Below are 13,331 nucleotides of genomic sequence, written 5' to 3' on the forward strand. Positions count from 1 at the left end.
GGGTTACCTCCCCTTAAACGAGGCTGGACGTTTCTCTGAAAATGCACGCATGCCTTCTTTCTGATCCTCAGAAGCAAATGCTAAGTAAAAGTTTTTTCGTTCTAGATTTTTTCCATCTTGCAACGATAAATCTACAGCTGCATGTACCGCTTCCTTAATTAACCGTAACGATATCGGAGGTTGTTTCGCTAACTGTTTAGCTAATCGCATCGTTTCCTCCATTACTAGTTCTGGAGCAATCATTCGATTAATCACACCATACTCATACGCTACGTCTGCCGACATTGGCTCTCCTAACCAAATCCACTCCAGCGCTTTTCGTACACCCATTGCCTTTGTTAAAAATTGTGTCCCGCCTGCACCAGGTAAAACACCTAGCTTCACTTCTGGAAAGCCGAATTTGGCATCCTCTGCAGCAACAATCAAATCACAATGTAGGGCCAATTCAAAACCCCCACCTAAAGCAAAACCATTAACCGCTGCTATGATTGGCTTTTTTATTCTGCCAATTTTGTCCCACTCAACAAATGGGTTTAATAATTCCAGAGTCAGCGGAGTTGCTTCCATCATTTCCTCGATATCCGCACCCGCCGCAAAGGCTTTCTCATTTCCTATTAGAACAATGACTCGAATTGTATCATTCTTATCAAAAGACTCTAACTGGTTTACAATTTCATCTACCATTACCCGATTCAATGCGTTTAACACTTCTGGACGATGCAATTGAACAACGCCTACACCATCTTCCGAAAAAGCTTTAATATACTTACTCATCTACCTCTTCACCAATCATTAGTGTGACGAGATCGCCAGCAAATTTCATAACATCTCTCCCGGATGCCTTTCCTTCGTCCGTTCTCATTGCCTTTTGTAATGAATCATGGTCGTCATAGTACATCTCACACAACAGATAGAACTCACTCTCCCCCATCGGTGAACCTACTATTCTTGTAACCTCCATTTTTCGCAAACCAGGAATCTTGCTCGTAATCGGTGCATGAGTGTTGAAATAATGCTCATCAAATCTTTCCTTATCTTCCGGTTGTTTGTATAATGCAATTAGTTTTACCATTTTAAATCCCCCTAATAATTATTGTAAGTTTCACTTTAAATGGAGTGGTTGAACCACTGGTTTCATTGCTTCAAATGGATTCTTGCATGCACTGCAATATAAAATACTTCGACAAGCCGTTGGGCCAAAGACGTTTTCCATTGAGGTGTAATCAGAGTTACAATACGGGCAATTTAGCGTCCATTCATCCCCAGGTTGGTAGTTCTCAGGTGGCGGAGCAATACCATGTTTCTTAAGTTCCTCTTTCCCCTTTTCCGTAATAGCATCTGTTGACCACTGATGTTCCATCGTAAACTTAACCCGACACAATTGAACCCACTCCAGTTCCTCTACCGCCCTTTTTACTTTGATTTCAATAAAGTCCAATGCCGGGCACCCAGCAAATGTTGGAACCATCTTAATTTCCACTTCATTTTCATTAAGCGCTACATCATGAACCATACCTAAGTCGTAAACACTAACAGAAGGGAGTTCTGGATCATCGACAGTTTTTAGAACTGCATTAATTTCTTGAAGTCTATTTATCTCGTTCATGTCTCTCCTCCTCTCCTCCTATTTCTATTCGCGAATATGCAGTGACATACCATTACCAGGCTGCAGTTTTATCACTGTTATACACTTCTGCTAGCGTATTGACTGCCTGTTCTAGATCTTGTGTGTGGTCACCATTCCGACCGCTACCATATTTCTTTCCTAACGAACCATCCGGTATCTCCACCAAAACTGTCCTTACCTCGTCTATCCACCTATCCTTCATTTCTTCTTCACCAATACTTACTAGATTATGGCTCCTTATATCATTTGCATGTTTTCCTAATTCAAGGACATCCGCAAACTCTTCCCAAGCTTCCTTGACACGGCCCTGAATTCGTTTTTTAGCTTCATCAGATGAAGAACCAAGTTGTTTTATCCATAGCTTCCAATGTGCCAGATGATAATGATGTTCCATTAGTACTTTTCTTGCAACATTTGCCAATGGTTTATAGCTACCATTTGCAACCGCTTCCAATTTAATCTTTTTGAAAGCTTCATAGAAGTAATTTCGAACTACTGCTAAAGCCCAATCATAGTACGGCTCATCTAGGTAATTTCCTTCCCCATTTCGTTTTTCTAAATAAATACCATTTCTTCGTTCTTCTGACTTTCTATCATGTGCAAGTAAATCCGCTGTTCCTATTCCAAGCTCTTCTAGCAAGTTATAATACATCACAGCATGGCCCATTGTATTTTGTGTAATCGATGAATATGCAACGTCTTCTTCTACATGAGGAGCTAACCCTAACCATTCAGAACCTCTAAATGCAATTAGTAAATCGTCATCCGCTAATTGGAAAAGAAGTTCTTTTAGTGCTAGAAAATAAGTAGCGTCCTTTTTTGCATGTTCCGCCGTTTCAACAACTTGACTCATTTTTTCTTCACCTCTTTCCAAGACATGATTTCTTTCTCATCTAACATGCCTTGCTCTTTCTCCTTCCACTTTTGCCTTAAGTAACCATAGCCCTTTGTAGTACGATAATCTTTATTATCTAATCGATTGGTCATGTTTTGTCTTTCTTCGCTGGTCATTTTTCGAATATCACTTTGTTTGACAACCCATAGATCAATTACATCTTCTCGTCGCATAAAGTTCTCTTGGGCCATCATCATCGCCATTTCACGATTTGGTGCTAGTAGGCTAAATTGATGTTGCATTGGTGCTTTATTTCCTCTCCTACTGAACACTTCATATATTTGATAAAAGTCTGATTCCTTCGTCACATTTGTCCCCCCCATTTAAACATTAACTGGTTCAGTTGCAAGTGCTTGGCGTACCCAACGATTATTTTCATAAGCGATTTCCCTTAAGCGTAGTCGTTCTTTAGAACGTGGACCATTATTACGGATAATTTGCTTAAACTCATCCCAATCTGGTTGTTTATAGATCCACTTTTCTTCTACTTCGTCATATCGGATAGTTTCATCCGGAACAGTCAGCCCTAACGAAAATACCCGAGGCATATATTTTGATAAAAATGCTTGGCGCAACTCTTCGTTTGTACTCTTGCGAATCTTGTACTTAATCATAATATCTTGTTTTGATGAACCAGTTGTTTCAGCCGATGCTGGTCCAAAGAACATGAGGAGTGAAGGCCACCAACGATTCAATGATTCTTGTAAAATATCCCGTTGGTACTGGTTTCCTTCTGCTAATGCCATAATAATAGATTCTCCATGTTGCGCATGGAAGACTTCTTCCTGACAGATTCGTTGTAATGCCCTTTGGTATGGACCATAAGAAGCATCTAGCATATTGGTTTGAGATATAATAGCTGCCCCATCAACTAACCATCCAACCATTCCAGCATCTGCCCATGTTTTCGTTGGCATATGGAAAACGTTATGAAACTTCAAGTCTCCGTTTAATAAATCTTCCATTAGATTTTCTCTAGTCTTTCCATATGGCTTCATGAGATCCTCGGCGACACGTAATAATAGTTGGCCATGGCCCATTTCATCTTGAACTTTCGCCATAATTCCTAGTTTTCTTCTTAATGTTGGTGCTTTAGGCACCCACTCTTTTTCAGGTAGAGCTCCCATTATTTCACTGATTCCATGCATAGATATTAATTTTATTAATGCCTGACGGTAATCAGCAGGCATCCAGTCATCGGCTTCAATTTTTTCTCCTGCTTCAATTCGGGCCATAAATGCATCTGATTTCTCTTGGTCGTGCTCTACATATGCGGTTGTTTTGGAATCTCCATCTTCCACATAGTTATACATCGTACCACCCTCTCATAACGTTTCTTTAACGTTATAATAGCAAAGTGTCATACTAATGACAATATGATTATTTAAAATTTTCACAATTTAAATTGACTATTTGTACTAAAATTGATTTATTTGGGCATTTGAATGTAGTATTATGTATGTTAGTATCACATTTTTATGAATAGCGTATGATTATTATCATGCTATTTAATTAGACCCATGACCCGAATACACTACGCTTTTACTTCCAGCACAGGGGCGACATTTGCCCGAAGGTACCATCGCAGTGTCTGCCTTGAGTCGGGCGGCTGGAGAGCCTCCCGCGAGAGTCTACTTGTATTCGGTTCACTCAGAGGAAATATGTTATATAGGATTCCCTATCCCAAATCAAACCTTAATAAGGAAATTCTATATTTTGTTACCTATTCAATTAACGTCATTTCTGATAATATTTGTACGAACAATAAATATAAGTAATTTGGGTCATTTATAAAGAGAGGGAGTTTTGATGGAGAAGCAATTTAATACTAGATCAATGATTTTTACCTTATTTGGGGATTACATACGGCATTATGATAATGTTATTTGGATTGGAAGTTTAATTCGATTGTTGCAGGAATTTGGTCATAATGAGCAATCAGTTCGAGCTGCTATTTCGCGGATGAGCAAGCAAGGCTGGGTGGAGTCAAAGAAATTAGGGAATAAAAGCTATTATTCATTAACCGAGCGTGGTAAAGCAAGAATGGAAGAAGCTTCTCGGCGTATTTATAAATCGGAACACCCTTCCTGGGATGAAAATTGGCGGATTCTAGTTTATACCATTCCTGAAAACAAACGACATATCCGTGACGAGCTCCGAAAAGAACTAGTATGGAGTGGCTTCGGATTATTGTCCAATAGTTGTTGGATATCACCTAATCCGTTAGAAGAACAGGTTAATGTATTAATAGATAAATATGATATTAGTGAATATGTTTCTTTCTTTAATGCCTCTTATATTGGAAAGAATAGTCCTGAAGAACTTGTCCAAAAGTGTTGGAATCTAGATGAAGTAAATGAAAAGTATCAGATATTTATCCAAGAGTACAGTCAGAAATATGTGATTGATAAAAATAAAATCGAAAAAGGTGAAATAAGTGATGGGAGCTGTTTTGTGAAGTCTGCCCTTTTAGTTCACCAATATCGCAAATTTTTATTTATTGATCCTAATTTACCACAGGAATTATTACCAAAGAAATGGCTGGGAGATTCTGCAGCATCCCTCTTTAACGACTACTATCACATGCTCATCGAACCAGCTCGACGCTTCTTTAAAGAAGTCTACGAGCAAGGTGAGTTAGATAAAATACAAGTTGACCTAAAAAAGTAGCATAAATATGCTACTTTTTTGTTATCTATTTTTGTTGTATTAACAGGGATGACACACAAGTAGCTACTTTCTTATCATTCTGAACTAAATCTGCAACTACATAGGCTAAAGTTCTTCCCATTTTTTCTACCCTCGCAGTAACGTTAATTTCCCCTTCAAATGCCGGACGATGAAAAGTTGTATCCAAATCGATAGAAACAAACCCTTGGCTCTCCGTTAGTTTAGAAGCAATTGCATACGCCATTAAAATATCAGCAGCACTAGACATAAAACCTCCCATTACTACCCCTAATCCATTTATGTATTTTTGATCAACATGCCAAATTCCTTTAGAAATTCCATCTTCTGCAAAATTAACCTTCACCTGCATGGTAGTATCACAAGGTGGAGGAGTCAATCCATGTGATACTACCTGTTGTAAATCAGATATCGTATATTTCATATATTTCCACTTCCTTATCGTTTTTGGCTGTTATCTAAATGTTTGTTGCTTTTACTTTCACGGTTGATAGATATTGTGCTGTTACTAATGATTTATGGTTAAGCAACATACCCGCTAAGGAAATACACTTCGCTAATATTGGTGTATCTTAATTAGACGCTTTTAGAGACATCCTTAAACCCTCTTCAAAATGATGTATGGCTCAATAATTCCTGAAGTTTACCGCACAGTTTCTAACAAATTATATAATTTACAACTCCCTTTAGAAAACAGCCATTTTTCAATTCAATATTTATACCGTTTTTATTACGTTATTAAAATAGTACGTTTTGTTATATTAATTGTCAATACTATCAAAATTTACCCAAATAAATATTAATTCAATCTACTAATCAAAATGTTATGATTTTCGTTTAAAACCCTAAAATGACCAAAAAAATGTAGGGGAAGAGATGGTATTTATTTTATTTTCCCAAATTAAATTGACAATTAGCAATTATATTTTTATTATTTATATATCACTAGTTAACAATACGTTTTAAAAACGTTATATTAGTATACTGTAATTATAAAAGATTCATTCTCAAAAAAAGGAGCCATACAGATGGAAAATCATGAAATGGTGGATATTACGATAATTGGGGCTGGGCCAGTAGGATTGTTCACTTCATTTTATGCTGGTATGCGAGAGGCAACTGTAAAGATTATTGATAGTCTTCCAGAGGTTGGTGGGCAATTAGCGGCGTTATATCCCGATAAATTTATTTACGATGTTGCAGGTTTTCCTGGTGTTAAAGCAAAGGACTTAGTTTTTCAACTGCATAAACAAGCACTAACATTTTCTCCTACGATATGTCTAAATGAGCAAGTTCAGGATATTATCCAGCCGGAAGATGGTACGTTTAAAATTATCACATCTAAAGGAATCCATTTTTCAAAAACCATTATCCTCTCTGCAGGTGCAGGTGCATTTGAACCGAGAAGACTGAAAATAGATAATGCGACAGAATTTGAAGGGCAGACACTTCATTACTTTGTAAAACAGTTAGATAGCTTCACAGGTAAGAGGGTTCTAGTTTGTGGTGGAGGTGATTCTGCTGTGGATTGGGCACTTGCTTTGGTGGATGTCGCAAGTAGTGTTACACTTATTCATCGCAGGTCCGAGTTTAGAGCACATGAACATAGTCTTACACAGCTTAAAGAGTCGTCTATCCTTATTCAAACACCATTTGAATTAACGAAGATATTCGGTAGTAATGGACAAGTGGAGAATGTTATCATTCAAGAGGTTAAAGGGGAACACCAAAACACTTTCGAAGTGGACGAAATTATTGTTAACTATGGTTTCATTACAAATATTGGTCCAATAAAAACCTGGGGACTTGAAACAACCAAAAATGCAGTACACGTAAACGGAAAAATGGAGACATCTATTCCAGGGATTTTTGCTGCGGGAGATATTTGTTCCTATGATGGTAAACCTAGGTTAATTGCAACTGGTTTTGGGGAAGCAACTATAGCTGTCAACCATGCTAAATCTTTCCTTAATCCAAAGGCAAAGCTTAGCGTACACAGTACCCATTTGTTTTCTGCACCAAAGCATTAAAAAACTTGGCATTCGCAAAGTTTTTAGACGAATGTCCTAGTCGCACTTTTAAAAATAGTTTACCTTCTTCGTATTATTCTTTCGCTAAAATTGTATCCTTTTTTTACGTAAAAATGAGGATGTTTCATATCGGGGTAACCCCTCCTTGAAACATCCTCATTGCTCATTTAGTGCGTCTTGTATCTACTTCATACCATTCTTTTGACGACTGATTCAAATGATCTGCTATCTTCTTAAACTTTGCTTTTGGTACTTTGATTTTAATGTAATTTGCTTCAGCTTCTGATAGTCTTAGTTCACGAACAGTTCTACCATCCTTGAACGACTCGAGTAAGAATTCATCAAATTCATCTTTATGTGATATCATGAATCTCCCCCCTTACTCAAAGTTTGGAACAACTTCTTCCTTCTTAATTTCTTTTCCGGAAAGAATGATGGATTCATTCACTAGTACTTGCATTGCATCCACAGCGTACGGTCTCAAATGTGCTGCAATCTCAATACACGAAAGCTCTGTACACCCCAAAATGACACAATCACACTTTTCCTGATGAATCATTTTTTCAATAATCTGTTCAAATCCTCGTACATCTACTGGCTTATTGGCTTTAAAGTCATAGATGGTTTGCATTATTTTTTCTTGATTTTGCACATTAGGAACAAGAGCCTTCATATTATATTTATGACATTCGTCCTGATATATACCTGTATTTACCGTTCCATCAGTTGCTAAAATACCAACTTTAGCAGTTTGTCCAAATTTCTCACGTATAAATTTCACTGTTTCTTCAATCATATTAATAATTGGAATAGAAGTCATCGCCTGCATCTCATCATAAAAATAATGTGACGTGTTACATGGTATAGATATATGATCAACCTCTGCCAATTCAAATATCTTAAAGTCCTTTTGAACCGCTTCTAAAAACGGTTCTTTATGATTCTCTAAAATAGCCCTTGTCCGATCCGGAATGGTGGCATGGTTAAGTATAACCATGTCAATATGCTCCTGATCTTTACTCGCTTCCGTATTTTCAATTACTTTCTCAAAGAATAACGATGTTGCTGCAGGTCCCATTCCACCTAACACACCGAGCTTTTTTCTATTCATTCGTTCCACCTGCTTTATCTAGTGCTGCCTACAACTATTATTTTACCTCAGCATTTTCTTTATTTAAAGCTTCAAGTGCGATTCCTGCACCATAATCCATTCCTTGACAACCAGCAAGCAATACCAAATCACCTTTAGTTGATTTGGATAATGCATCATTTATAGAATCTGGTAATTCATCATACAAGTGAACAGTAATATTCGCTTGATTCATGACTTCCAGGAATGCGTTTACTTCATCATCAGTCACTTCGTCCTTTGGTGTTGTATGGGAAACACTTCGGGTTGCAATGACTTCATTAATTTTAAGTTTTTCAGCCCATTTTACAATTACTTCTGCATTTTCACGGTTAATTGTTGCACCTCTTTGCCCCCTAATTGCATATACTAATTGCAAATTGTCATAATCCATAAAATCTAGGGTTTGAAGAGTTACATTTATATTTCCCGGATTTGCAAAGTGGTCATCCACCACTTTAATTTCATCCTCATATATAAACTCAAATCTTCTTGGTACACCAGAGAATTCTTTTAGCGTTTCCTGAATAGTTGATATTCTTACACCACTTAGAAGAGAAATGGTAATAGCGACCATTGCATTATAAACAGAATGCAGACCTGGTACAGCTAGTTCAACTTCAAATTCACTAGGCTCATACTTTATACCATTAGCATCAAACGGTTTTAAGATCTCGACTGTAAATTTACCTCTTCCGGTACTTAAATCAAGGTTTTTACAATGAAGATAACCCTCATTACTGTTCAATCCAAATGAAATAACCGTTGCTTTTGTTTGGTCTACCAAAGAAGCTGAATATTGATCATCTAGATTTAATACGGCATAGCTATTTTCTGAAGCATTTCGGATTAAGCTTGATTTTGCTTCGAAATACTTTTCAAAGGTACCATGCATTTCCATGTGTTCCTTGCTCATATTATTCAAGGAGACAATATCAAACGCTACACTTTCTACACGATTTAACTCTAATGCAGCAGAAGATACCTCCATTGTTACATGCGTCACATCATTCTCAACCATTTCGCCTAAATATTGTTGTAAATCCAATGATTCAGGTGTTGTTAATTCTGCCGGGAATGATTTATTCCCATTTTTTACAATAACTGTACCAATTAGACCAGTTTTGCGTCCTTCTGCCTCTAAAATAGCGTTTGTCATGTATGAAGTTGTTGTTTTTCCGTTAGTCGCCGTAATACCAATCATTGTCATTTTGCTAGATGGATTTCGATAAAACGTAGCACCTAATTGTGCTAATGCCACACGACTATCGCTAACCACATATTGTGGAATTTGAATATCCTCTTGGAAGTCTTCTACTACAGCAGCCACTGCTCCACGTTTTACTGCATCTGGAAGGTACTTATGGCCATCTGTTTTAAACCCTTTCACACATACAAAGAGATCTCCTTCCTCTACCTTTTGCGAATGGTAAGAGACTTTATTAATTTCCAGTGCTTCTACTTCCCTGTTATTCGTTACTTCTATTACTTTCAATAATTCGCTTAATCGCATACAGACTTCCTCCTAATTCTTTGTTCGGCCACCAAATAATTTACTAACCCTAGTTTTCATAAAGGCAACAGCTGGCTTTGGATCACTTAAACTAAAGATTGCATATGCTTTTGGTCGGAATAAGGATTTTACAACCTCTGAAGATTTAAGTTGACCCGTTTTAATATAATCTTTCACCGCTAAAAAGTCCTCGTATCCATACCAAAAAGCTCGATTGGTTGTATCTGTCACTGCTTTTGGCTCAAGTGGGGATCCAATCATTTCTCGATAGGTGATATACGGAAAATTCAAACCAACTTTATAAAGTAAATGATTAAAGTTAGTAATCCTAGCATTTATTTCAATTAAATAGTATTCTCCTGTTTCTTCATCTTTTTTAAACTCTATTTCTGCAAATCCTTTGTAATTAATTCCCTCTAAAAACTTCGAACCAATCTCAAAAATTCCAGGGGTGTATTTTTGAATCGTATAAACAGATGCCCCAAAGTTAATTGGATATTGTCGTAGCTTTTGACAAGTGGTCCAATGAGTAACTTTAGAATTCTGGTTCAAATACGCATCGAAGGTATACATATGGTCATCAAATCCCGGAATAATACGCTGTACAAACACATCAAGGTTTGCTTCTTTTGATTTGTTCAGCGCCTCGTCTAGCTCTTCCATATTATGAACTTTAAAGATCTTTTTCCTGAACTTCTTAACAAATGTTGGTGAATCAAAAGGCTTCACAAGACAAGGAAACTTTATTTCTTCTTCAACCCGCTTCTTAAAATTAGGTTCGTTTATCCGAACTGTCTCTGGCACTTTGATTCCATGCTCAACCGCTAAAGCATGTAAGGTATCCTTATTCATCACCCTACTCGCTAGGCCCGGTTCTGTTTGCGGGATTAAATAATAGTCTTTTATTTCTTCCAAATATGCATCTATTACCTCCAAATATGTATCATGGCAAGGTATTAGGACAGGCTTTTCCTCTTGTTTTTTAGCAAAATCAATTAATGCTTGAATAAATTCTTTCGTTTCTTTTTTATAATGCGGGACGAGTATCTTCTCCGAACAATACTTTGATGCAGCACCATAACGATCTTCTTCTGAATAATCAACCGCTACAGTATGGACACCTTCTTTTCCAAGGCTCCTAATTGCACTAAGTCCTATATAATAATTATTACCTAAAACAACTGCTTTATTATTCATATACTTTTCTCCTACTTTAGGTATTATCCTATTCATGGGTTTGTATTTTTATTAGAAAATATCATTAGTGTATTTTAGCTTACTATTCTCTCCTTATTATACGCGTGTATAGATATTACTTCAATAAGTCAATATGCGTGGAGAAATAACTATATGCATATTATAATATACAAATCTATTAGGAAATACTTTAAGCATGGAGATTAAAGTATGATATATTGTATGTATAGGAATTTTTACCCAGTTTAATGATGGGAGTTTACTAGATACATTGGATAAAGGGGGGTGTAATCGATGCGTGCAGATAAAGTTTTCATAATATTTCTATTTGTTACTTCAGTCGTGATTGCTGTAAGTTCCGGTAATATTAAAATAGACATGCAAAGTTACCTGATTGCACTCTTCCTTTTTTATTTCTTTTCAACGTTGTATTACCATTTGAGAGTTGCTGTTAAGCATGGTAATGCGAGGGTTGATTACACGATTCCTTATAGTCTTGCAATAGCACTTTATGGGGGACCTCTTGGCGTATTTATCTATGAAGTCCTTTATATGACGACGGTTTTTTTCATTCGTAAAAAGAAAAAAGTAGCTGATGATGAAGAATTATTACATACGTTTTATAACATTGGGTCTTTTGCTCTAAATGGTTCGATTGCATATTACCTTTTCCATGGGCTATATCCAATTTTTGAGCAAGTACCTTTTGGTTTTTGGTTTCTAATTATTCTAATTGCTATCATTATGAGCTTTTTATCTCATGTTTACTTAACCATTGTCTTTTTAGCAATGGGTGAAATAAGTAGTTTAAAGGATGCTATGGCCTTTATTAAAAGTAGAAGTATTTTAGATATGGGGAAGATCGCATTCTCAAACGGGCTACTATATTTCTTCCTTCTTGATAACCAGTGGGAAATGGTTATTGGTTTATTCCTGTTAAATTATCTTGTCAGTCGCTCCAACATCGCTATCAACCAATCTATTCAGCATAAACTAGAACGGGACAAGTTTGAACAAATGGCCTATACTGATTTTCTTACAGAGGTCTATAATCGTGCTTATATGGATAAGAAAATGGCTGAATTAAATAACTCGAAAGAGCGACTTGGAATTATTGTGACGGATATTGATTCGTTTAAACAGATAAATGATAATTACAACCATGCTGTAGGTGATCATGCTATTCAACATTTTGCGCACCTTTTACAAAGCTATCTTTCAGAAGATGACTATTTATTCCGTAGTGGCGGAGAAGAATTTACCATTTTCCTTAGAAATAGAAGTTATGAAGAATGTTTATCCCTAGTAGACGAAATCCGTGCAGGGATTAAAAACACTCCTGCTGTTGCTGAATATGAGAATGAAACCATCGATATATCCATGACCGCATCCTTTGGGCTTTACTATTACAAAACAAATGAAACTTTGGAGATTAAGAAAGCTTATGTCTATGCAGACCAGTTGTTAATCTTGTCAAAAGACCAGGGTAAAAATCGAATCTCAGCGAAAAAAGGATTGGTCGATATTCCGTTATCGGCTAGGTTTGAATAAGGGAGGAGGGGCCATCCGCAGCTACCTCCTCTTTTTTATTGAAGATGCTTCGGTACTTGTTTGTGGTGGCCATTATTTGCTACCTCAGTAAATATATTATCTTGGTTCTTCACTTTTTTAAGTTCCTGTTTTACCTGTTCCAATTGGTCACTTAATTTTGTTACTTCTTTGTTCGTTGTAACTGTTTGTTGAATAATATTCATCAGCTGTTGGAATTCCTTTTTCGTTACGGGCTGCGCCTCTTGCTTTAACACAAAACCTAATTGCCCATTTGGCTCTAAAGTTGCATATTCTATATCTGATAGCTTTGCTACACTACGTTGTCGTAGATTTGCTTCTAACTGATCAACGGTTAATCTTACTTTCTTTAGGTTCGTTTCATTTATGGTTCCATTTTCTATTATTACTTTAGATTGCCCCGTAACCATCTTTTCGAACATTGCTCCCTTAAGCTCTGTATATTCCATAATAATTAATGTAATGACCAACATCGCACCAACACCTATGGTTACCCAGATATTTTTATCGGCAACAGGTTGAATCAATAATGACCCAATTCCAATCATGATAACTGTTTGTGGCAACGTCATTTGTGAAATTGATTTTCTCCCAGCAAATCTCAACAAAATGGTTCCCGCTAGAACAATTAGAACTGCTTTCCAAATCCAGTCAAATTCCATCTAATCTTCCTCTCATCACTT

General features: G+C 36.7%; 15 protein-coding genes. 3 read left to right on the forward strand and 12 right to left on the reverse strand.

The annotated features are described in order from the left end of the window. Window positions 1-3 precede the first annotated feature (3 nt). Genes TY11_RS04050 through paaA form a run of 6 tightly spaced genes read right to left on the reverse strand, consistent with a single transcriptional unit; the run spans window position 4 to window position 3,835 of the window. Window positions 4-774 (reverse strand): enoyl-CoA hydratase/isomerase family protein, encoded by a 771-nt coding sequence (locus tag TY11_RS04050; protein WP_042143166.1) that lies wholly within the window; start codon window positions 772-774, stop codon window positions 4-6. Next, complete coding sequence (locus tag TY11_RS04055; protein WP_042143168.1) at window positions 767-1,072, reverse strand: EthD family reductase; 306 nt, start codon at window positions 1,070-1,072, stop codon at window positions 767-769. Before TY11_RS04055 ends, TY11_RS04050 begins: the two co-directional genes overlap by 8 nt. Window positions 1,073-1,102: 30 nt before the next feature. Continuing rightward, on the reverse strand, window positions 1,103-1,606 hold the full coding sequence (gene paaD / locus TY11_RS04060; protein ID WP_042143171.1) for a 1,2-phenylacetyl-CoA epoxidase subunit PaaD: 504 nt from the start codon (window positions 1,604-1,606) through the stop codon (window positions 1,103-1,105). A 52-nt stretch (window positions 1,607-1,658) separates the two neighbouring features. Next, the gene (gene paaC, locus TY11_RS04065) at window positions 1,659-2,480 is read right to left on the reverse strand and encodes a 1,2-phenylacetyl-CoA epoxidase subunit PaaC (protein WP_042143172.1); all 822 of its coding nucleotides are present in this window, start codon (window positions 2,478-2,480) and stop codon (window positions 1,659-1,661) included. After that, complete coding sequence (paaB, locus tag TY11_RS04070) at window positions 2,477-2,830, reverse strand: 1,2-phenylacetyl-CoA epoxidase subunit PaaB (protein WP_369797384.1); 354 nt, start codon at window positions 2,828-2,830, stop codon at window positions 2,477-2,479. The genes paaC and paaB overlap by 4 nt, the downstream gene beginning before the upstream one ends. A gap of 15 nt (window positions 2,831-2,845) precedes the next feature. Then, a complete protein-coding gene (paaA, locus tag TY11_RS04075) occupies window positions 2,846-3,835 on the reverse strand; it encodes a 1,2-phenylacetyl-CoA epoxidase subunit PaaA (RefSeq protein ID WP_042143176.1) in 990 nt (329 codons plus the stop codon). A 496-nt stretch (window positions 3,836-4,331) separates the two neighbouring features. Between paaA and paaX the strand changes: the two genes are divergently transcribed. Next, window positions 4,332-5,192 carry a phenylacetic acid degradation operon negative regulatory protein PaaX gene (paaX, locus tag TY11_RS04080; protein WP_042143179.1) on the forward strand — a complete coding sequence of 287 codons (861 nt, stop codon included), beginning with the start codon at window positions 4,332-4,334 and terminating at the stop codon, window positions 5,190-5,192. Window positions 5,193-5,217: 25 nt separating this feature from the next. On the opposite strand, the gene TY11_RS04085 is transcribed toward paaX, so the two are convergent. Beyond that, entirely contained in the window at window positions 5,218-5,634 is a 417-nt protein-coding gene (locus tag TY11_RS04085) for a PaaI family thioesterase (RefSeq protein WP_042143180.1), read from the reverse strand. A 604-nt stretch (window positions 5,635-6,238) separates the two neighbouring features. On the opposite strand from TY11_RS04085, the gene TY11_RS04090 reads away from it, so the two are divergent. Further along, window positions 6,239-7,240, forward strand: a complete 1,002-nt coding sequence (locus TY11_RS04090; protein WP_042143182.1) for an NAD(P)/FAD-dependent oxidoreductase — start codon at window positions 6,239-6,241, stop codon at window positions 7,238-7,240. 163 nt (window positions 7,241-7,403) lie between these two features. Here the strand turns inward: TY11_RS04090 and TY11_RS04095 are convergent, their stop codons facing one another. From TY11_RS04095 to TY11_RS04110, 4 genes are read right to left on the reverse strand one after another with little or no spacing between them, the layout of a single operon-like run. After that, window positions 7,404-7,607 (reverse strand): hypothetical protein, encoded by a 204-nt coding sequence (locus TY11_RS04095; protein ID WP_042143184.1) that lies wholly within the window; start codon window positions 7,605-7,607, stop codon window positions 7,404-7,406. A 12-nt stretch (window positions 7,608-7,619) separates the two neighbouring features. Continuing rightward, a complete protein-coding gene (gene cuyB, locus TY11_RS04100) occupies window positions 7,620-8,351 on the reverse strand; it encodes a cysteate racemase (RefSeq protein WP_042143186.1) in 732 nt (243 codons plus the stop codon). 37 nt (window positions 8,352-8,388) lie between these two features. Then, the gene (locus TY11_RS04105) at window positions 8,389-9,882 is read right to left on the reverse strand and encodes a Mur ligase family protein (RefSeq protein ID WP_042143188.1); all 1,494 of its coding nucleotides are present in this window, start codon (window positions 9,880-9,882) and stop codon (window positions 8,389-8,391) included. Window positions 9,883-9,894: 12 nt separating this feature from the next. Then, complete coding sequence (locus TY11_RS04110; RefSeq protein WP_042143191.1) at window positions 9,895-11,079, reverse strand: carboxylate--amine ligase; 1,185 nt, start codon at window positions 11,077-11,079, stop codon at window positions 9,895-9,897. Between the two features lie 294 nt (window positions 11,080-11,373). Between TY11_RS04110 and TY11_RS04115 the strand changes: the two genes are divergently transcribed. Beyond that, a complete protein-coding gene (locus tag TY11_RS04115; RefSeq protein ID WP_042143193.1) occupies window positions 11,374-12,630 on the forward strand; it encodes a GGDEF domain-containing protein in 1,257 nt (418 codons plus the stop codon). A gap of 35 nt (window positions 12,631-12,665) precedes the next feature. Here the strand turns inward: TY11_RS04115 and TY11_RS04120 are convergent, their stop codons facing one another. Then, a complete protein-coding gene (locus TY11_RS04120; RefSeq protein WP_042143195.1) occupies window positions 12,666-13,310 on the reverse strand; it encodes a DUF421 domain-containing protein in 645 nt (214 codons plus the stop codon). Between the last annotated feature and the right edge of the window lie 21 nt (window positions 13,311-13,331).

The sequence above is a fragment of the Paucisalibacillus algeriensis genome (assembly GCF_000577245.1).
In the GTDB taxonomy this organism is placed as follows: Bacteria; Bacillota; Bacilli; order Bacillales; family Amphibacillaceae; genus Ornithinibacillus.

Excerpts from the sequence above, each read along its gene's own strand:
- TY11_RS04050 (WP_042143166.1), bottom strand. The coding sequence starts at position 774 with ATGAGTAAGTATATTAAAGCTTTTTCGGAAGATGGTGTAGGCGTTGTT.
- TY11_RS04095 (WP_042143184.1), bottom strand. The coding sequence starts at position 7,607 with ATGATATCACATAAAGATGAATTTGATGAATTCTTACTCGAGTCGTTC.
- paaX (WP_042143179.1), top strand. The coding sequence starts at position 4,332 with ATGGAGAAGCAATTTAATACTAGATCAATGATTTTTACCTTATTTGGG.
- paaC (WP_042143172.1), bottom strand. The coding sequence starts at position 2,480 with ATGAGTCAAGTTGTTGAAACGGCGGAACATGCAAAAAAGGACGCTACT.
- TY11_RS04120 (WP_042143195.1), bottom strand. The coding sequence starts at position 13,310 with ATGGAATTTGACTGGATTTGGAAAGCAGTTCTAATTGTTCTAGCGGGA.
- paaA (WP_042143176.1), bottom strand. The coding sequence starts at position 3,835 with ATGTATAACTATGTGGAAGATGGAGATTCCAAAACAACCGCATATGTA.
- cuyB (WP_042143186.1), bottom strand. The coding sequence starts at position 8,351 with ATGAATAGAAAAAAGCTCGGTGTGTTAGGTGGAATGGGACCTGCAGCA.
- TY11_RS04085 (WP_042143180.1), bottom strand. The coding sequence starts at position 5,634 with ATGAAATATACGATATCTGATTTACAACAGGTAGTATCACATGGATTG.
- paaD (WP_042143171.1), bottom strand. The coding sequence starts at position 1,606 with ATGAACGAGATAAATAGACTTCAAGAAATTAATGCAGTTCTAAAAACT.
- TY11_RS04110 (WP_042143191.1), bottom strand. The coding sequence starts at position 11,079 with ATGAATAATAAAGCAGTTGTTTTAGGTAATAATTATTATATAGGACTT.
- TY11_RS04090 (WP_042143182.1), top strand. The coding sequence starts at position 6,239 with ATGGAAAATCATGAAATGGTGGATATTACGATAATTGGGGCTGGGCCA.
- TY11_RS04055 (WP_042143168.1), bottom strand. The coding sequence starts at position 1,072 with ATGGTAAAACTAATTGCATTATACAAACAACCGGAAGATAAGGAAAGA.
- TY11_RS04105 (WP_042143188.1), bottom strand. The coding sequence starts at position 9,882 with ATGCGATTAAGCGAATTATTGAAAGTAATAGAAGTAACGAATAACAGG.
- TY11_RS04115 (WP_042143193.1), top strand. The coding sequence starts at position 11,374 with ATGCGTGCAGATAAAGTTTTCATAATATTTCTATTTGTTACTTCAGTC.